The organism is Dethiosulfatarculus sandiegensis, from assembly GCF_000931935.2.
GTDB lineage: Bacteria > Desulfobacterota > Desulfarculia > Desulfarculales > Desulfarculaceae > Dethiosulfatarculus > Dethiosulfatarculus sandiegensis.
The window spans coordinates 18745-37393 of record NZ_AZAC01000067.1 but is presented as its reverse complement, the minus strand read 5'-3'; the positions used below and the strand labels follow the sequence as shown (position 1 = coordinate 37393).

20 protein-coding genes are annotated in these 18649 nt (G+C 53.1%); 3 read left to right on the top strand and 17 right to left on the bottom strand.

Features of this window, described 5'->3' with window-relative positions; genetic code table 11:
- Positions 1-234: 234 nt before the first annotated feature.
- From X474_RS22885 to X474_RS22805, 16 genes are all read right to left on the bottom strand, one after another.
- Positions 235-1332, bottom strand: coding sequence for a sigma-70 family RNA polymerase sigma factor (locus X474_RS22885; RefSeq protein WP_044352306.1), 1098 nt, complete (start codon positions 1330-1332; stop codon positions 235-237).
- Between the two features lie 368 nt (positions 1333-1700).
- Entirely contained in the window at positions 1701-2873 is a 1173-nt protein-coding gene (gene metK, locus X474_RS22880; RefSeq protein ID WP_044352305.1) for a methionine adenosyltransferase, read from the bottom strand.
- 253 nt (positions 2874-3126) lie between these two features.
- Positions 3127-3519: an aspartate 1-decarboxylase gene (panD, locus tag X474_RS22875; RefSeq protein ID WP_044352303.1), complete on the bottom strand. Its 393-nt coding sequence runs from the start codon at positions 3517-3519 to the stop codon at positions 3127-3129.
- A gap of 44 nt (positions 3520-3563) precedes the next feature.
- Complete coding sequence (panC, locus tag X474_RS22870; RefSeq protein ID WP_197282238.1) at positions 3564-4418, bottom strand: pantoate--beta-alanine ligase; 855 nt, start codon at positions 4416-4418, stop codon at positions 3564-3566.
- Between the two features lie 259 nt (positions 4419-4677).
- Complete coding sequence (rsmA, locus tag X474_RS22865; RefSeq protein ID WP_044352302.1) at positions 4678-5529, bottom strand: 16S rRNA (adenine(1518)-N(6)/adenine(1519)-N(6))-dimethyltransferase RsmA; 852 nt, start codon at positions 5527-5529, stop codon at positions 4678-4680.
- A gap of 4 nt (positions 5530-5533) precedes the next feature.
- Positions 5534-6583: a tRNA (adenosine(37)-N6)-threonylcarbamoyltransferase complex transferase subunit TsaD gene (gene tsaD / locus X474_RS22860; protein ID WP_044352300.1), complete on the bottom strand. Its 1050-nt coding sequence runs from the start codon at positions 6581-6583 to the stop codon at positions 5534-5536.
- Positions 6567-7580 (bottom strand): class 1 fructose-bisphosphatase, encoded by a 1014-nt coding sequence (fbp, locus tag X474_RS22855; RefSeq protein ID WP_044352299.1) that lies wholly within the window; start codon positions 7578-7580, stop codon positions 6567-6569. The genes tsaD and fbp overlap by 17 nt, the downstream gene beginning before the upstream one ends.
- A gap of 69 nt (positions 7581-7649) precedes the next feature.
- On the bottom strand, positions 7650-8891 hold the full coding sequence (locus X474_RS22850; RefSeq protein ID WP_044352297.1) for an aspartate kinase: 1242 nt from the start codon (positions 8889-8891) through the stop codon (positions 7650-7652).
- 2 nt (positions 8892-8893) lie between these two features.
- Positions 8894-9379, bottom strand: coding sequence for a tRNA (adenosine(37)-N6)-threonylcarbamoyltransferase complex ATPase subunit type 1 TsaE (gene tsaE / locus X474_RS22845; RefSeq protein WP_052515537.1), 486 nt, complete (start codon positions 9377-9379; stop codon positions 8894-8896).
- Between the two features lie 3 nt (positions 9380-9382).
- On the bottom strand, positions 9383-10963 hold the full coding sequence (locus X474_RS22840; protein WP_044352296.1) for a bifunctional ADP-dependent NAD(P)H-hydrate dehydratase/NAD(P)H-hydrate epimerase: 1581 nt from the start codon (positions 10961-10963) through the stop codon (positions 9383-9385).
- On the bottom strand, positions 10963-11337 hold the full coding sequence (gene acpS, locus X474_RS22835) for a holo-ACP synthase (protein ID WP_044352294.1): 375 nt from the start codon (positions 11335-11337) through the stop codon (positions 10963-10965). The genes X474_RS22840 and acpS overlap by 1 nt, the downstream gene beginning before the upstream one ends.
- A gap of 505 nt (positions 11338-11842) precedes the next feature.
- Entirely contained in the window at positions 11843-12601 is a 759-nt protein-coding gene (locus X474_RS22825; RefSeq protein WP_044352291.1) for a pyridoxine 5'-phosphate synthase, read from the bottom strand.
- Between the two features lie 12 nt (positions 12602-12613).
- On the bottom strand, positions 12614-13063 hold the full coding sequence (gene ybeY, locus X474_RS22820) for an rRNA maturation RNase YbeY (protein WP_082464589.1): 450 nt from the start codon (positions 13061-13063) through the stop codon (positions 12614-12616).
- Positions 12963-14603, bottom strand: coding sequence for an HD family phosphohydrolase (locus X474_RS22815; RefSeq protein WP_052515536.1), 1641 nt, complete (start codon positions 14601-14603; stop codon positions 12963-12965). The genes ybeY and X474_RS22815 overlap by 101 nt, the downstream gene beginning before the upstream one ends.
- Positions 14593-15564, bottom strand: coding sequence for a PhoH family protein (locus tag X474_RS22810; RefSeq protein WP_044352288.1), 972 nt, complete (start codon positions 15562-15564; stop codon positions 14593-14595). Before X474_RS22810 ends, X474_RS22815 begins: the two co-directional genes overlap by 11 nt.
- 5 nt (positions 15565-15569) lie before the next feature.
- Positions 15570-15995, bottom strand: a complete 426-nt coding sequence (locus X474_RS22805; RefSeq protein ID WP_044352286.1) for a secondary thiamine-phosphate synthase enzyme YjbQ — start codon at positions 15993-15995, stop codon at positions 15570-15572.
- A 151-nt stretch (positions 15996-16146) separates the two neighbouring features.
- Between X474_RS22805 and X474_RS22800 the strand changes: the two genes are divergently transcribed.
- The 3 genes from X474_RS22800 to X474_RS22790 all read left to right on the top strand — a co-directional run bounded on the left by X474_RS22800 (position 16147) and on the right by X474_RS22790 (position 18245).
- Complete coding sequence (locus X474_RS22800; protein WP_044352285.1) at positions 16147-16746, top strand: CvpA family protein; 600 nt, start codon at positions 16147-16149, stop codon at positions 16744-16746.
- Between the two features lie 2 nt (positions 16747-16748).
- The gene (mazG, locus tag X474_RS22795) at positions 16749-17564 is read left to right on the top strand and encodes a nucleoside triphosphate pyrophosphohydrolase (protein ID WP_052515535.1); all 816 of its coding nucleotides are present in this window, start codon (positions 16749-16751) and stop codon (positions 17562-17564) included.
- Positions 17565-17825: 261 nt separating this feature from the next.
- Entirely contained in the window at positions 17826-18245 is a 420-nt protein-coding gene (locus tag X474_RS22790; protein ID WP_052515534.1) for a cytochrome c3 family protein, read from the top strand.
- Between the two features lie 205 nt (positions 18246-18450).
- Here the strand turns inward: X474_RS22790 and X474_RS22785 are convergent, their stop codons facing one another.
- Positions 18451-18636, bottom strand: coding sequence for a ferredoxin (locus X474_RS22785; protein ID WP_044352284.1), 186 nt, complete (start codon positions 18634-18636; stop codon positions 18451-18453).
- Positions 18637-18649: the final 13 nt, after the last annotated feature.

Here is an 18649-nt window from a genome sequence, read left to right as displayed (position 1 = left end):
AATAAGGCATAATAAGTAAAAACGGCTATTTAACGTATGGTTTAAAGGACGGTTCAAACTATCCTTTGAGAAATTCAATTTTACTGGAAAAAAGCTCGATCCTCAGTCTATTGTGTTGATGCATTAAATCTATTATCAAATGTATGCGGCTGTTTCACAAGTACTTAAGATAAAAGGGGCAATTCCTTTCGGAATTGCCCCTTTTATCTTATTGACAAATTTCAAGTGCTTGGATCATGCGCTTTCCAGCAAATGGTCGCCCAAAAGCTCTCGCCATCTGGGCTGACGGAAACGTTGCAAGGCCTTTTGCTCAATCTGCCTTATGCGCTCCCTGGAAAGCTTAAAGACCTGGCCCACCTCTTCCAAGGTGTGCTCATCTTCATTGCCGAGGCCGAAACGCAACTCAAGGATGCGTCTTTCCCTGGGGTCCAGAGATTCCAAGGCCTCTTCCAGGTGAATATGCATCTCAGCGTCGCCCACCTTTTCAAAGGGGCATTCAGCCTCGGTGTTTTCCAAAATGGAACCCAACTCGTCACCATCATCGCCCATGGGGGTCTCCAGGCTGGTGCAGTCCATGACCAAGTTCATGATGTCCTTGACCTTGGACTCATCAATACCGGCCCTTTCGCCCACTTCCTTGGGCGTGGGGTCCCGGCCCAGTTCCTTGCGCATGCCGTAATAGGTGCGGAAGTACTTGGACCTGAGCTCCTGCAGGTGGATGGGAATGCGAATAGTGCGAGCCTGGTCATAGACCGAACGGCTTATAGTCTGTCTGATCCACCAAGAGGCAAAAGTGCTGAAACGGTAACCGGTGCGGTAGTCATAACGATACACCGCCTTCATAAGTCCGATATTGCCTTCTTGAATCAGGTCGGCAAAGCTCACGCCGCGGTAGGTGAATTTTTTGGCGATAGAGACAACCAGACGCAGATTGGCCTCGACCATCTCCTTAGCCGCTCTTTCCACTTCCCGCCGGGTGCGATCTATCTCGCAGATCAGCTGTTCAACTTTTTTGTCCTTGCTGAGCTTGATGGCACAGCGCCTGACCTGGTCCTTGGCCTCGGCCATGACATCTTCCACAGCCAGAGGAGATTTATGCGAGTCTTCCATCCATTCATTGATTCTTTGGCGAGCCTCAATGGTTTCTTCAAAGAGTTCCATGATGGCAAGGCTCTTCAGAAGGATTTCGTCGCGTCCGTCCCTGATTGTTTTACCCAGCTCAAGTTCACGCTGGGGTGAAATCAATTCCCGGACTTCTACTTCCTTAAAATAAGTGGAAGGTACATCCAGGCTCAACTCAGTGCTTGTCTGAGCGCCGCTTTTCGTGGCCATGACTTTTAGATCCTTTTGTTAGCCTGCCCTTGCCTTGCGGTGTAAAAATGTCTTGTAAAGACTACCCAAGGCCCTTGGCCGGCTTTACTTTTGCTTTTGCGGATATAGAATCAAGCAACAAACATGCCAACTCCTACGACTGAGTCGGCCTATACAACCATTCAATATTACTGTTTTTTTAGTTAAGCTGATATTCTGCATCCACAATGGCGAACAAAATTCCAGATACCTTGTCCTGGAAAAACGGAAGGTGTCTGAAAAATCCAGAAAGTAAACTAAAATTCCCCAAGTGGACACAAACAAGGACAGGGCGCCGATTTACCAACCGGGTCACCCTGCCCTTTAAGGTCCGTTTTAATTATTTAAGGCTACAGGCCCAGCTCAGCCTTGAGCTCTTCCACCTTGTCGGTGCGCTCCCAGGTAAAGCCTTCCGCTTCTTCGCGGCCAAAGTGGCCATAAGCTGCGGTGCGCCTGTAAATAGGCTGTTTTAGATCCAGGTTTTTAATGATTGCCGCCGGGCGGAAATCAAAGACCTTGCGCACGGCCTCGGTGATTTGAGCAACCGGGACAGTGTGGGTTCCAAAGGTGTAAACCAATATGGAAACCGGCTCCGGCACGCCAATGGCATAGGCGATCTGAACTTCGCACTTAGTGGCTGCACCGGCGGCCACCAGGTTTTTGGCTACATAGCGGCCATAGTATGAACCTGAGCGGTCCACCTTGCTGGGGTCTTTGCCGCTGAAGCAGCCGCCGCCATGGGAGCCCTGGCCTCCGTAGGTGTCCACAATGATCTTCCTGCCGGTAAGCCCGCAGTCTCCCTGGGGGCCACCCACCACAAAACGACCGGTGGTGTTGATGTAATACTTGGTCTGTTCATCAAGCATATCGGCCGGAATAACCTTTTTGATCACCTCTTCGGTGATGGCTTCCTTCAAGTTTTCATAGCTCACATCCGGGGTGTGCTGAGCGGCCACAACCACCGTATCCACCCTGACGGGCTTATTATCGTTATACTCGACGGAAACCTGAGACTTGCCGTCCGGACGCAAGAAATCCACCACCTTATTCTTACGGATCTCGGAAAGACGCGCAGCCAATTTATGGGCATAGGAAATCGGCATGGGCATAAGTTCAGGAGTTTCATTGCAGGCATAGCCGAACATGATTCCCTGGTCACCGGCGCCCTGCTCTCCGAAAAGAGCCTTGTCCGCATCCACGCCCTGAGCAATATCCGGAGACTGTTTATCAATACTGGTCAAAACCGCGCAGGTCTCCCAGTCAAACCCCATGGAAGAATTATGGTAACCGATCTCTTTAATGGTCTGTCTGACAATGCTGGGGATATCCACATAGGTCTGGGTGGTGATCTCGCCCGCCACCACAGCCATACCGGTTGTTACCAGAGTTTCGCAGGCAACCCTGCTTTCGGGATCATCGGTAAGCATGGAATCTAAAATGGCGTCACTGATCTGATCCGCAACCTTGTCGGGATGTCCTTCGGTAACGGATTCACTACTGAAGAGATAGTTAGGTTTACTCATGTGCTTTCTCTCAAAAAATTTAAAATGTGCAAACCGGCCACAGGCTATTTTATTGCGATTTAATCGCACTTGCCGGTTAGTCACATCTAATAGTGTTCAACCTGTCTATTTCGTTAGACGCACCCTGTGGCACAAAAGTTACAGGCCATAGTATAGACATGGCCCGCCAAAATAGCAACGCCTATTGATAATATAAAAAACGCGGCCCGTTATGAGCAGATATGCCTGAACCGCGCTTTAAATTATGGAAAACTCAGTTTGCCAGGACCAGATTTCCGGCCTTCTCCTTGGCGTCCGGGTTCTTTATGCAGTTGTTTTTATCAACTAAAACCACTTTGGGTTTATGACTGGCCATTTCCTTTTCATCAAGCCAACAGGAGGTCACCACAATAACCCTGTCTCCTTTTTGGCCCTTGCGCGCAGCGGCTCCGTTTAGGCAGATAACCCCGCTCCCCGCAGGCCCGGGAATAACATAGGTCTCAAAGCGGTCGCCGCTGTTTACATTATAGACTTTGACCATTTCATTAGGCACCATACCGGCGGCATCCATGAGGTTCTGATCCACGGTCATGCTGCCTTCGTAATTAAGGTCCGCTTCGGTTACGACCGCCCTGTGGATTTTACATTTCATCATATGACTTAACATTTTATATCTTTCTCCGCACCGAGCTTACAAAGCGTCGGTATTTTTCAGTTCAAGGGAGCGTTATCAATCAGCCTGGTATCACCCAACCAGACGGCCAGGCACATGCGGGCAGGTTTGGTTATTTTTTGCATGGGCGCGAGGGATTGGGAATCAACTATCTCCACATATTCCATTTTGGCCCCATCTGTGCCTCTTATTATTTCCTCGGCTTCGGCAACCAATCTGGACCTGCTGGTCTCACCAGCGTCCGCCAGACTGCGGGCCTTTTTAAGGGCCCTTGAAAGGCACAGAGCCTTATCCCGCTCTTCAGGCGACAGATGTTTATTCCTACTGCTCAAGGCCAAACCGTCTTCTTCCCGCACTGTGGGGCGTCCCACCACTTCAACCAGCATATCCAGGTCCCGAACCATACGCTGTATCACCCTGAGTTGCTGGTAGTCCTTTTCCCCGAAAACCGCAAGATCACACAAAACCGTATTAAACAGCTTCATAACCACAGTGGTGACACCCTGGAAATGGCCGTCTCTACCCGCTCCGCACAGGCCTTTGGTCATCTCCCCCACAGAGACAGAGGTCTGGAAGCCTTCCGGATACATATTTTCCGGATTCGGGGCAAAGACCAAATCAACTCCATGGGCCTCGCAAAGCTCAAGATCCCTTTCAAAGGTGCGGGGATAACCTGCCAGGTCATCTTCACGGTCAAACTGTAGGGGATTAACAAAAATACTGGCCGCCAAAAGGTCGCACTGAGGGCGTGCGTAATCCATCAGGGAAAGATGGCCCGCGTGCAAGGCCCCCATGGTGGGCACCAACCCGATACGCTTACCCTCTTGTCTGGCCTTGAGGCTATAAGCGCGCATTTCTAGAGGGGAATTGATTACAAGAATATTATTGGGCATGTTCACCGTCCCGGTTGCCGGAGCCTGGCTCCTGGTCAATCCAAGCGGTCTTTAAAGGTCCCGTTCCTTTTACAGGCATTTTTTTAGCAAGCCTGCACGGGAAACTCCTCGCGCGGCTCAAAAACTGCCTGAGGGACAGAAACCCCAGACCTGGGTCAATTAGTGGGCAGCCTTTTATTTGGCCGCCTTTTGCTTTCGAGACACGTTGATAACACACCAGCCGGTGTGTGTCAAATTACATAGCCGATTTATGGTTTTTTCACGCCTGATCAGCCAAAGCCCTGGCCAAATCCGCAAACATTTCCGGAGTCAGGGTTTCGGCCCTGGCCGAAGGGGCAATCCCGATGCTCTCCAGGGAGAACGAAACTTTGGCCTTTTCCAAACCCAACCCATTGGAGAGGCTGTTCAAAAGGGTTTTTCGCCTTTGCCCGAAGGCGGCCTTGACCACGCCCTTGAACCAAGCGGCCTCCTCACTACTGCCCACACGGGCCAAATTTTCTTCCCTGGGCACCAGATGCACCACCGAGCTTGCCACCGCCGGTTTGGGAAAAAACTGATCCGGCCCCACAGTCAGGGCGTGACCGGTTTTGCACCAAGTCTGGATCAAAACCGACATGCGGCCATAGTCCTTGTTCCCCGGAGCACTGACAAGCCGGTCGGCAACCTCTTTTTGCACCATCAAGGTGGCGGAGCGCCAGGCCGATAAATTATCCAGAAACTTAAACAGAATGGGAGAACTTACAGAATAGGGAAGATTTCCCACCACCACAAACCTGGAACCGTTTTCTCTGGCCATTTCAACCAGGTCCAGCTCCAAGGCGTCTTGAAGTATGGGTTCTACATTCTCCGCCCCCTCATCGGCCAAAATGCCCTGGAGGACAGGAAAGATTCCCCTGTCCACCTCCACGGCCACCACCTTTTTGGCCATGGAGGCCACGGCCAGGGTCAGGGCGCCGAGTCCGGCGCCAATCTCCAAAACCGTATCTTCCGGCTGGATGCAGGCGCTTAGGGCAATGGCCTTGGCTGTGGCAGGCTGGGTCAGAAAATTCTGCCCTTTTCGCTTACTTGCCCTTAGGCCGTGTTGCTTAAGTAATACTCCCGGGAAAATCATTAAATCACAGATCCTTGGGTAATGCCCCGCCTCTGGGAAGACGGCTGATGGCATCGCTTGTCCAGGAAAGACGTCTGCCCTGGCTGAGATAGTGGCTGCCTACAGCCGCGATCATGGCCGCGTTGTCTGTGCAGAGATCCATGGACGGGTAGGTGAGGGTCATATTGTTTTTCCGTGCCGCATCGGCCATTTTGGTGCGTAGTCTTGAGTTGGCCGCCACGCCGCCGGCCATGGCCAATTGCTTGACCCCATGCAGTTTGGCGGCGGCCAGGGTCTTTTTGACCAACACATCCACAACAGCTTCCTGAAAACCGGCGCACAGATCCTCTATGCGGTAATCCTTGCCCTTATTTTTGTCACGAAAACGAATTACCGCCGTTTTCAAGCCGGAAAAAGAGAAGTCAAGGGTGCCGTCGTGCATCCTGGGCCTGGGAAGTTTGATCACATCGGGATCGCCTTTTTTGGCCAGCCGATCAATCACCACACCGCCCGGATAACCCAGTCCATAAAGTTTGGCCACCTTGTCAAAGGCCTCTCCCGCCGCATCATCCACGGTCTGGCCCAATTCCTGTTGTTTGCCGGGCTCCTTCATCAGATAAAGGCTTGTATGGCCTCCGCTCACCACCAGGGCCACCAGGGGGAAAGAAATTTTATCCTCTCCCAGGGCCAGGGCGCTCAAATGCCCTTCCAGGTGGCTCACCCCCACCAGGGGGGTGTCACTGGACCAGGCCAGGGCCTTGGCCAGAGTAAGGCCCACCAAAAGAGCGCCTATCAGGCCCGGTCCCTGAGTCACGGCCATGCCGGTTATATCATTAAGCGAGACTCCGGCCTCAGCCAGGGCCTGATTCACCACCGGGACAGCATTCACCAGGTGTTTCCGGCTGGCCAGCTCAGGGACCACACCGCCAAATGGTTTATGGTCCTTGACCTGGCTGGCTATGACATTACTGAGCACCCGTTTGCCGTCCAATACCACACTGGCCGAGGTCTCATCGCAGGATGACTCTATGCCCAGGACCAGATGGCCGGGATCTTTTTCACTTATTTTCCGCATAAAATTTCTCTGCCAACTCCACCTCGTGTCGACTGCCGATAAAAATAGGCACCCTTTGATGCAAAGAATCGGGTTGGACTTCCATTATCCGCATATCGCCGGTGGAAGCTGCTCCACCTGCCTGTTCAGCCACATAGGCCAGGGGGTTGCACTCATAAAGCAGACGCAGCTTGCCATGAGGCTTCTGGGGATCTTTAGTATCGGCCGGGTAAAAGAACACACCTCCGTAAAGCAGGGTGCGATGGAAATCCGCCACCATGGAGCCGATATACCGGCAAGAATAAACCGGTTTGTTCTCATCCGGCTTTTGTAGATATTCCACATAGTTCTTAACAGCGGGAGACCAATAGCGCCAGTATCCCATATTTCCGGAAAAAATCTTGCCCTTGGGCGGGATCTGGATATTGGGATGACTCAAGAGGAACTCGCCCACCGAGGGATCCAGGGTAAAGCCGCTCACCCCGTTGCCGGTGGTGTAGACCATCATGGTGGAAGCGCCATAAACAAAATAACCGGCCGCCACCTGTTTATAGCCCGGCTGCAAAAGATCACCCATTTTATAGTCCACACCAGTGCTCTGCTTGCGCAATATGCTGAAGATGGTGCCTATGCTGACATTTGCGTCAATGTTGGAAGAACCGTCCAACGGATCAAATAAAAGGACATATTCACCCTTTTCCACATTATCCGGCATTTCAATGGGGTCGGCGTCTTCTTCCGAACCCATTACGCAAATATGCCTTGACTGGGCCATGCGGTGACAGATGACATCATGGGCAAACTCATCAAGTTTGCGCACCTGTTCACCCTGCACGTTTCTCTCGCCGGTAAAGCCCAGGATATCAACCAGCCCGGCCTTGGTGACCTCCCGGCTTATAATCTTGGCGCTTATGATCAACTCATTTAGCAGTCGGGTGAAAGCTCCGGTGGCCTCGCCGTGCTTTAGTTGTTGGCTAAGTAGATGCTGAACGACCGTGATACCGCTTTCAGGGGCCATGTCACCCTCCTTTAATTAATGTCCATATATCTGGAACCTTGTAGTTAATTATTGAATACCAAAGGCGGATTAAGCTTCTTGTTCAGGCAAGACGTCTTCAGCCAGGCCAAAGGCGTCGTGCAGAACCCTGACCGCCAGTTCGGTGTATTTCTCTTCTATCACACAGGAAATCTTTATTTCACTGGTGTTAATCGTTTGAATATTGATATTTTCCTTGGCCAAGGCATTGAACATGCGGGTGGCCACGCCGGCGTGATTGCGCATACCTATGCCGATGACCGACACCTTGGCAATATCAGGATCACCCAAAACCTCTTTGGCGTGCAGTTTTTCCGCCTTTAGAGCCAAAAGGTTCATGGCCTGCTTATAATCCGTCTTGGGAACCGTGAAGGTAATATCGGTTGTACCGTCGGCGCTGGTGTTCTGGATGATGACATCCACCACAATACCCGCGGCTGAGATGGGGGTGAAAATATTGCTGGCCACCCCGGGCTCATCCTTGACGCCTTTTACGGTGATGCGGGCCTCATTTTTACTATAGGCCACACCCCTGATTATTAGTTTTTCATCGACATGTTCTTCAGGGACCACCATGGTGCCCTCCTCATCACTGAAAGTGGATCGTACGTGTATCTTGACCCCACACTTGGCGGCAAAGGCAACCGAGCGGATATCCAGCACCTTGGCGCCCAGAGAGGCCATCTCCAACATCTCCTCATAGGAAATATGAGAGAGTTTGCGGGCCTGAGGCACCACATTGGGGTCAGAGGTAAAGACCCCTTCAACATCTGTAAAAATTTCACAGACATCGGCCTGTAAGGCAGCGGCCAGAGCCACGGCGGTGGTGTCACTGCCCCCCCGGCCCAGAGTGGTTACATCGCCTGTTTCGGCATCCAGCCCCTGAAAACCGGCCACCACAACCACTTGGCCTTTATCCAAAAGTTCATGCACCCGCATGGATTCAACCGCTTCAATACGGGCCTTACCGTACATATGGTTGGTGATGATCGCCGCCTGAAAACCCAAAAGGGATTGGGCCTTGAGGCCTATATCCCCGGCCGCCATGCAAAAAAGAGCCACAGACTGCTGTTCGCCGGTGGCCAGCAGCACGTCCATTTCCCTGGCGACGGGGCGATCACTGGCATCATGGGCCAACTTGATCAACCTGTCGGTTACGCCTGCCATGGCCGACAAGACCACCACCAGGCTATGCCCCTCATCCACCCGGGCCTTGACTTTTCGGGCCACGTTTTTAATGCGCTCAATGTCGCCAACCGAGGTGCCGCCGTATTTCTGCACTATCAGGGCCATATCTAATCGTCCTGTCCTGGGGTTTCATGTTCCTGGAAATTTTTCAAAATTGCCTCCGGCCCTGATATCCTCACCAGCCGCCTTAACTGGTCGGGACTGGCAAACTGAATAAGCAGACTGCCCACAGGCCAGATATCCCCCGCCCTTTCAGGCCATTCCACCGCCAAAACCCCTTCATGGGCCTCATCCAAAAGTTCCAGGTCCAGAACCTCGCCCTGACTCAAACGGTAAAGGTCGGCATGAAAAAAACTGCATTTCCCCGGATATATGTTCAGCAGGGTAAAGGTGGGCGAGACCACGTCGTAGTCCATGCTCACCCCCAGGCCCTTGGCCAGCCCCCGGGCAAATACCGTTTTCCCCGCGCCCAGTTCGCCCTTTAACAGTACAATATCGCCGGGTTTTAAAAGCGCGCCCAGGGCAGATCCCAGGCGCATGGTCTTTTCTTCGCTGGTCAGCTCATATTCAATATGGGTGTAGGGCGCACTCATTTTTTACAATTCTTCCAAATCCCCTTGGGCATCTTCAGACAAAAAGGCCTGAAACGCCATTACCAGGAAATCCACCAATTCATCGGCGGCCAGGCCTCGGCTTCCATATTCCTCTATGGCCAGGTCCGCAGCCAGGCCATGCACATACACGCCTGCGCAGGCAGCATCCAGGGCGCTTAATCCCTGGGCCATGAGCCCGCCTATTACTCCGCTAAGCACATCGCCGGAGCCGCCTGAAGCCAAGAGAACATTCCCCGTGGGATTGACCCAAAGATCCCCGGCCGGATCGGCAATCAAGCTACGAGCCCCCTTAAGCACAGTCACGCAGCCTGTTTTTCGGGCGAGAACGCGCGCAGCCTTGGGCCTGTCGGCCAAAAGCTCCTCTGTAGTCATACCCAGAAGCCGGGCAGCCTCGCCGGGATGGGGGGTGAGCACTGTATGGGGAGCCGCGCCAAAACCCTGGTTTGCAAGATCGCCTGCCAGGGCGTTCAAGGCATCGGCATCCAGAACAGTGGGAATCCGGCAATTGAGAACCAAATCCCTGACCAACTCCACGGTTTCTTCCTCTGTGGAAAGGCCCGGACCCAGAACCATGGCCTGACGCGAGCCGAGCATCTTAAGCACAACCGGACCGGCCGCCTTGGCCAGGTTGCCCTGACTGGTCTGGGGAAGGGGTTGGGTCATGGCCGCGGTAAGTTTAACTTCGGCTATGGGATTTAAATCGCAGGGCAAGGCGGCCGTGACCAAACCGGCTCCAGCCCTCAGGCCGCCCCATGCGGCCAGGCAGGGAGCGCCGGTTTTGCCCGGCGAGCCGCCAACCACCAAGAGATGGCCAAAGGTGCCCTTGTGCCCCTTATCCGGCCGCTCCGGTAATAAAAGGCGCACCTCCCTTTCCTCCAGGAGGTGGCTGTCCAGTTGAAGATCCGCCACCACAACGGGAGGAATGGAGATATCCACGCAGGTGAGCTCCCCCACATGTTCTGTCCCGTCGAGGGCCAACCCCAGCTTGGTCAGGCCAAAGGTGGCGGTGAAATCCGCCTCTACGGCATGGCCCAGGACAGCGCCCGTGTCGGCGCTCAGGCCGCTTGGTATATCCACGGCCAGAACAGGTGCATCCAGGCCGTTTAAAAGTTCAATGGCTTCGGCAAAGCGCCCCTTGACTAGACTGTTCAAGCCTGTGCCCAACAGCGCGTCAAGATAGATCTCGTGCCCGGCCATATCCTCGTAATACTCTTCCAGGGCGGCATCATCCGGGATCTCCACCACCTGTACACCGCAGGCCTTGGCCACAGCCAGGTTGGCGGCCGCATCGCCTTTGAGATCAGCCTCACGGCAAAACAGGTAGGCCGTAGCCACCGAGCCCTGACCAGCCAGAATGCGCAGCATGGCCAAGCCGTCTCCGCCGTTGTTCCCCCGGCCGCAAAATGCCGCCACGTCCCAATCCATGGGGTCTCCCATGGCGTCTTTCAGCACCCGCACCGCCCCTTGAGCAGCGTTTTCCATGAGCACCATTCCAGGCAGACCAATACCCTTGATGGTCATCTCATCCGCTTTGCGGATCTGTTCGGCTGTTGCCAGTATCATTACTTCTCCAATACAACCACTGCGGCGGCAAAGCCACCGTCATCACTAAGGCTCAAATGGCACCCGGTGACCTGGTTTTCATCCATCCAAACTCTGGCCCTGCCGTGGAGTTTTAAAAACGGCTTGCCTCTCTCATTATGGCAGACTTCAATTTCCCGCCAGCCAAGCCCCCGCATCCCCAGGCCCGCAGCCTTGCTGAAAGCCTCTTTAGCCGCGAAACGCATAGCCAAAGCCTGGGCCCTGTTGGGCCTGGCCAGGGCCTCTTGTGCCTCCCGGCCGGTAAAGCAACGTCCTAAGAAACGGTCTCCAAAACGCCGCCAGGCCTTTTCCATGCGGGAAACCTTTACCAGATCCATGCCCAGTCCGCAGACCAAACTACACCTCTAAAAAAGAACATCAAAAATAAGGTCAAAAACGACCGTAAAAACCAACCCTTACCCGCAGTAAACCCTCTTTGCAGTCGAAAACAGCCGCAACCAAATTGGCAAAAACATATTGCCGACCGCTCTCCACTGGAAGGCTTTGTTTAAACAGGCTGGAATAATGCCCGTTTTTTACAACAAATGCAATATTCTACCTCTTTTGGACCCTAAATGGCCAGGGCTGCATGCCGCTCACCATAATGGAACCCGCGCCTGCCTTTGCCTCTTCAGGCAGGGGGCCACTTGGGGCGGCCTGAACACTGAGCCCAGGGGCCACAGCCCGATATTATTCCTTTTGCCCACGAAAAAAACAAGCGGACAGGGTATTTAAGGCGAGTTTAATAATGAGACCGGGCTCTTAGTGAATGCTATCTAAGGTGAACCAGTAAAAAGAGCCGGACAAACACGGGCTTGACCGGCTCTTGCTGGCTATGTTGCTCTGACTCACGCCCCCATATTACAATCGGTGAATTGAGGGCTCCGGCGGGCGGGGCGGGGCGCTCCTTTTCACCAGGTCCAGCATTTCCTGAACCGCTGCCTCAAAGCCCACAAAAACCGCCCTGGCCACAATGGAATGGCCTATGGAGTATTCCTCAATCTCGGGCATCTTCAAAAGCGGCGGAGTATTGCGCAGATTAAGACCATGACCCGCGGCCACCTTCATCTTCAGCCTGGCCGCAAGGCGGGAGGCGTCCTCCAGCTTGCTCAACAGGATCACACTTTCCTTTTCATCAACCGCATTGGCATAAGCGCCGGTGTGCAGCTCCACAATCTGAGCCCCCACCATATGGGCCGCCTTGACCTGCTCGGGTTCTGGGTCAATAAAAAGGCTCACCCTGATCCCGGCTTGATTCAACCTGGTTACGGCGCTCTTTATGCCGTCTATATTACCCTTGACCTCAAGTCCGCCTTCAGTGGTGAGTTCCTGACGTTTCTCAGGCACCAGGGTGCAGATATCCGGCTTCAGCTCGCAGGCAATCCCCACCATTTCATCTGTGGCGGCCATCTCCATGTTCAAGGCCCCTTTAACCACCTGAGCGGCTACAATGAGGTCTCTATCCTGCACATGGCGGCGGTCTTCACGAAGGTGCATGATGATTCCGTCTGCGCCTGCCTTTTCGGCCAGCACCGCAGCCCACACAGGGTCTGGTTCATCAATGCCCCGCGCCTGACGCAGGGTGGCCACATGATCCACATTTACCGATAAACGGGCCACTTTCAGTCCTCCTTAAAAAACCTGTCCCTTGCTTTCGTTCAAAAGCTTTTCCGTAAGATCTTCCATCTCGCGGGCCTCTTCAGGATCAGTAAGATGATCATAGCCCAGAAGATGCAGGATGCCGTGAATAATCAACCTTACAAAATGTTCTTGCGGGTCCAGGCCGTTTTCATCAGCCTCTTTGCGGGCAGTCTCAACACTGACCACCACATCTCCCAAAAGGCCGTGGGCAGCCTCGGTGAACTCGCCTTCGGCCAAAGGGAAGGAAAGTACATTGGTGGGCCCCATATGCCCCAGATATTGTTCATTCAAGGGCGCTATGCCCTCATCATCGGTGATTACAAGTGAAAGCTCCGTATCTTCAGTGCATTCCAAGTCTTCTAAGACCTGTTGCAGTCTGTTCCTTAGAGCCTGTTCTTGAATCTGCTGCGCCTGCTGCCGGTTGCTTATCAGTATCTGCATGGGACTTTTTGCCCTTTTCCTGGACCTGGGGATATTCCAGGCGCTGGTGGAATATACCGTTTAAAATTGTATAGAAACTTTTAGCGATCTTATGCAGGTCTTTTAAGGTCAGTTCGCATTCATCCAACTGCCCCTCTGCAAAAACCGTATTCACCTGAGTCTGCACCAGGCCCTGTAAACGCGAGGGCGTGGGATTGTCCAGGGCCCTGGCCGCGGCCTCAACCGTATCTGCCAACATCACCAGGCCGGCCTCACGGGTCTGAGGCTTGGGGCCCGGGTAGCAGAAGGCCTCCGGATCAGGAGGATTCTGACCCGCCGATTTTCTGCACTCCACCGCCTTGCTGTAGAAAAACTTGATCACCCTGGTTCCATGGTGCTGGGCCATGATGTCGATAATGGGCTGGCCAAGACGGTGTTTTTTTGCCATTTCCACCCCTTCCTTGACATGACTCGTCAAGATCAGGGAGCTCATGGATGGAGCCAGCTTTTCATGACGGTTTATGCCGCCGAACTGATTCTCCACAAAGTAAGCCGGTTTTTTCAGCTTGCCCACGTCATGGTACAAAGCCGCTACCTTGGCCAGGCGATGGTTGGCCCCTATTTCCTTGGCAGCCGCTTCCACCAGGCTGCCGACCACCAGGCTATGATGATAAGTGCCGGGAGCCTGGAGCATCAGCTCCCGCAAAATGGGCTGATCCAGGCTTGACTGCTCCATCAGCTTAAAATCAGTTATATAACCAAAGGTAATCTCGCAAAGGGGCACAAACCCCGCCGCCAGGACGCCGCCCAAAACACCACTCGCCCCTGAGGCTAAAAGGGCCACCAGATAGTCAACGGAAATAAACCAGCCTTGTAAAAGGGCAATAGCCGTAACCACCGCCATGCCGGTAAGGGAAGAAACACTGCCCGCCCTTATCAAGGAGCTTCTGGTGGCGCCGCCTTTGACCTGATGAGCCGCTATGACCCCGGTCAAAAGAAAATACACAAAAAGACTCTCTGATTGACCCCAGGCCAGGGCGGAAAGGCCACCGTTGACCATAGCCAGAACCATACCGGCCCTGGGCCCCATGAAAAGAGTGGTCAAAAGCGGTCCTGCGCACAATGGCGCACCAAAAACCAGGGCGGCCAAGGTTATTTCGGTCTGATCTCCGGCCAAAGCGCCTGCGAAAAGGCCATAGCCGCGCATGAGAAAGGCCCCCAAAAGTACGGCCAGGACAATAAAAATCCGGTCTTTGGCAACAAGGGCCCCGGTTCTCAGCTCAAGCCTGGTGAACCAGGTGCGATACACCACCCTGAGCAAAAGCACCGAAACGAAAAACAATCCCACCAAGTGTCCGAAGTTTCCCTTGGACCAGGGTGAAGCCGCCGCCAAAAGGGAAAGAAACGCCCCCAGGGCCAAAAGCACCGCCCATTCCAGACCGGGGCGCCCCTGTTCAGGGTCCCAAAGATCGGACCAAGCCTTTTTCAACCAGGCCAGCCAGGCGGCCGGTTCAACCTCTCGCTTGATGAGTTTTAAACGTCTAGGGCCTTTATCGGCCATTTTGACTCCCTTCCCGGTCATAGGCCCGGATTATCTCCCGAACCAGCCGGTGCCGGACAACGTCTTTTTCATCAAACTGCACAAAAGAGATCCCCTCTATGTCGGGGAGTATCCTCCGGGCCTCAATCAGGCCGGAGGCGGTATTGCCAGGTAAATCAACTTGGGTGACGTCGCCGGTAATCACCGCCTGGGAATCAAAACCCAGGCGGGTGAGAAACATCTTCATCTGCTCACTGGTGGTGTTTTGAGCTTCATCCAATATAACAAAAGCGGAGTTCAAAGTGCGACCCCTCATAAAAGCCAGTGGCGCAACTTCTATAACTCCCTTTCCCATTAACCTGCCAGCCTTTTCAAAATCCAGCATATCATGCAAGGCGTCGTACAGAGGACGCAGGTAGGGGTTAACCTTTTCCGCAAGATCTCCGGGCAGATAGCCCAATTTCTCACCGGCCTCCACCGCAGGCCGGGTCAGAACTATTTTTTGCACTTTGCCCTTTAACAGGGCGTCTGTGGCCATGGCCATGGCCAGGTATGTCTTGCCTGTGCCCGCCGGGCCTATCCCGAATACTATATCATGACTGCGAATGGCCTCCATATAGGCCTTTTGGACAACTGTTTTCGGGGTTATCACCCGCTTCTTGCCGGACAGGTAAATCTGATCCAGGAAGATATCCTTCAGGGAAGCCTTGGGATTCGCGGCCAAGATGCGGGCTGCGAACTCCACATCCATCTCAAAAACAGGGTACCCCTTGGCCAAAAGGCCGTAAAGCTGCACCAGAACCTGCTTGCCCAAAAGGACCTGCTCGGAATCACCGGAAAGGGTGATCTCCCCTCCCCTGGAAAAGGCCTTTATATCAAGTTGATCTGCCAGAAGCTTAAGATGGGCGTCATTGGGACCCAACAGGGATTGCACTGCGCCTTGATCTTCAAAAGATAGGCGCACTTTTTTTTCCTTGGTCATAATTTTCAGCCCCGCTCTCCCAGAACCTGTATAATTACCCGACGCTTGCGAGGCCGGTTGTCAAAATCCAAAACTATTATCTGTTGCCAGGCGCCCAAAAGAGCACCTCCGTCTTTAACCGGTACGCAAAGCGAGGGGCCCAAAAGGGCGGCTCTTACATGACTGTAGCCGTTTCCGTCGCCCCAGCGGGCATTGTGAGCATATTCACCGTCTACCGGGGCCAAATTTTCCAAAACCCTGGTAAAATCTGAAAGCGCACCGCTTTCGTACTCTATGGTCGTGACCGCCGCAGTGGAGCCCGGTGTGTGGACAGTAACCAGACCCTTTTTAAGCCCACTTTGCAAAACGACCTTTTGAACCTCTTCCGTTACATCAAAGATATCGGTCCTTGCGCTGGAAGAGAGTTCAATTTCATAGTTTAAACAAACCATCTGGACTCTTTACCACACCCCCCTTGGCCGGGCAAGGGTAAAGATACCGAGTAAAACGAGCGGATTAAATCTCCAACCAATTGTTATGACAAATAAATCACCATACTATAAGCAGGACTCCGTATATTGACAGCTCCCTGGGGGGCATGATATGAGTTGGATCACAATGGAACAAATACCAAACATACTGGATCTGGGTTTGGCCGCTCTTATGGCCTTTTTTGGGGTGAAAGCTTTAGTTCGAGGGTTTATCAGAGAAGTCTTGGGCTTGATAGGGTTGGTGGCTGCAATTCTTGCAAGCGCAGCCACTTATGAATACATTGCCGCTTTCCTGCAAAAACTCACCGGGGTGGAGGGTCAATGGTGGTCGGCCGTAGCCTTTGGACTCTCACTGGCAGTGGTTTACTTTGTGTTCTCTTACCTGGGTCGAGGTCTCTCCCGCCTGATTCACGAAGGCCCTTTTTCCATGATGGATCGGCTTCTTGGCTGTGCCACTGGAGTAGCCAAAGGCCTTCTGGCTTCTTATCTGATTATAAACGCCATGCTTTTGGTCACCCCCTTTCAAGCGCCGGGAATTTTGCAAAAATCCTATATAGCCCCTTATGTGGTGCAGACAGGGCGAGCCCTAGTGGATCTCATCCCCATGGATATAACCAGAACCTTGCAGGAAAGAAGCGGTTTATTGCCTCGTTCCGACCAAAGCACTCCCACCAACCCTTCCAGCCCCCAGCCAAAGGGCAAGGATAATTAATAGTGCAAACACCCAAGAATCAAAAAAACGCTTCTGATGAACTGGTGCGTCTGATGGAGCTTGTAGCCCATTTAAGGGGCAAGGACGGTTGTCCCTGGGACCGCAAACAGACCCCGGAAAGCGCAGCGTCTTATATCCTCGAAGAGGCCTACGAGGCTGTGGATGCCATAGAATCCGGCGATCAACAGGAAATAATGGGCGAGTTGGGCGACGTCCTGTTCCAAGTTTTATTCCAGGCCCAGATGTTCGCCGAAAAGGAAGCCTTCAGCCTCACCGAGACGATCAAGACGATCAGAGAAAAGATGATCCGCCGCCACCCCCATGTTTTTGGTAAGGACCAAGTCGAGAATTCTGATCAGGTCCGTGAGTTGTGGGGTAAAATCAAGGATCGGGAAAGAAGCCGAAACGGCCAGGGACTCTTGGACAGCGTACCCAAAGGCGCACCAGCCCTAAAAAGGGCTTCCCGCCTGGGTCAAAGGGCCGCCCGAGTCGGTTTTGACTGGTCAACTCAGCAAGATGTATGGGAAAAAGTTAATGAGGAAATAGCCGAACTCAAAGAAGCCCGGACTCCGGAAGAGACCACCGCAGAGTTGGGGGATCTTTTATTTTCTTTGGCGCAATGGGCCAGGCATCAGGACATTGACCCGGAAGCCGCCTTGAGGGGCGCCAACCAAAAATTTCAGAATCGCTTCACCGGCATGGAATCCCTGGCTCAAAAACGCGGTCTTGACCTGAGCAATATGGATATAAGAGAAATGGACCGGCTTTGGGAAGAGGTAAAACTAACCTCACCCAAGGGAGATAATAAGGAATATTAGCCATACTTTCCTGGGGTTAACCACCTTGAGGATAGATAATTTCTTGACGTCACCACGGTACGGCGTATACAATTCAGGGGATTTGGCCGTAGCGGTCGGAATTCAAACCGGGCGGTCGTCTTTTGTTTAGGAAAATGTCTGTAAGCGGGCTATCCTAATGCAAGGGGCAACCCCGGTTTCATAGTATGTCACGGCAGACCAGACAAAAGGGCCTGCTTAATTCAAAACGATTTCTACTATGCTAGGGAGGCAATTTTTATCATGAAAAAGGGTATGTTGGCCATCGTGGTCTGTCTGGGACTAGTGGCCGCCGCAATGGTCGGCTCCAACTCTTGGGCTCAAAAAACTCCTTCTGGCGAAGTCCAGGACGAAATCAATATCGAAAGCCCTGTTTTCCCCAAGCACAGAAAACCCGCAGTTCACTTCACCCACAAAAAGCACAGCGTGGATTACAAGCTGAAATGCGACTCTTGCCACCACGACTACAAAGACGGCAAGAATATGTGGAAAGAAGGCGACAAGGTGCAGAAATGTGAAGCCTGCCATACTTCTCCCAAAAAGAACAAAGGCAAGCTCCTGAGCCTGATGAACGCCTTCCACAAAAATTGCAAGGCCTGCCACAAAGAAGTCGGAGACCCCAAAAAGGCTCCCACCAAGTGCAACGGCTGCCATAAAAAATAGCTTGCAATCAAGCCGCTAAAAAGCCGCATCTCCAACTGGAGAGGCGGCTTTTTCTTTCAAAGGCAAAAGCCTGGCGGGCTTTGTTCGGCAACTCAAACAAAACCACCCAAAAAATATCGCCGCCCGTGCCCCTAAATGGGCTCAGGCGGCGAGCTTATGTGGCCCGAAGAGGACTTCGGACCGTAGAAAACCCTTTTGGTTTTCCTTAAACTTCGGTCACCGTGATGGCGTCGTTCTCACAGACCTCGATACAGCTCTCACAGCCAAGGCACTCTTCGGCGTTAACCGGAACGGCCTTGCCATCCTGCATTTCATAGACATCGACCGGGCAGACATCCACACATTCTTCGTCGCCCACGCATTTGGCCGCATCAACTGTCACCTGAAACATTACACGTCCTCCT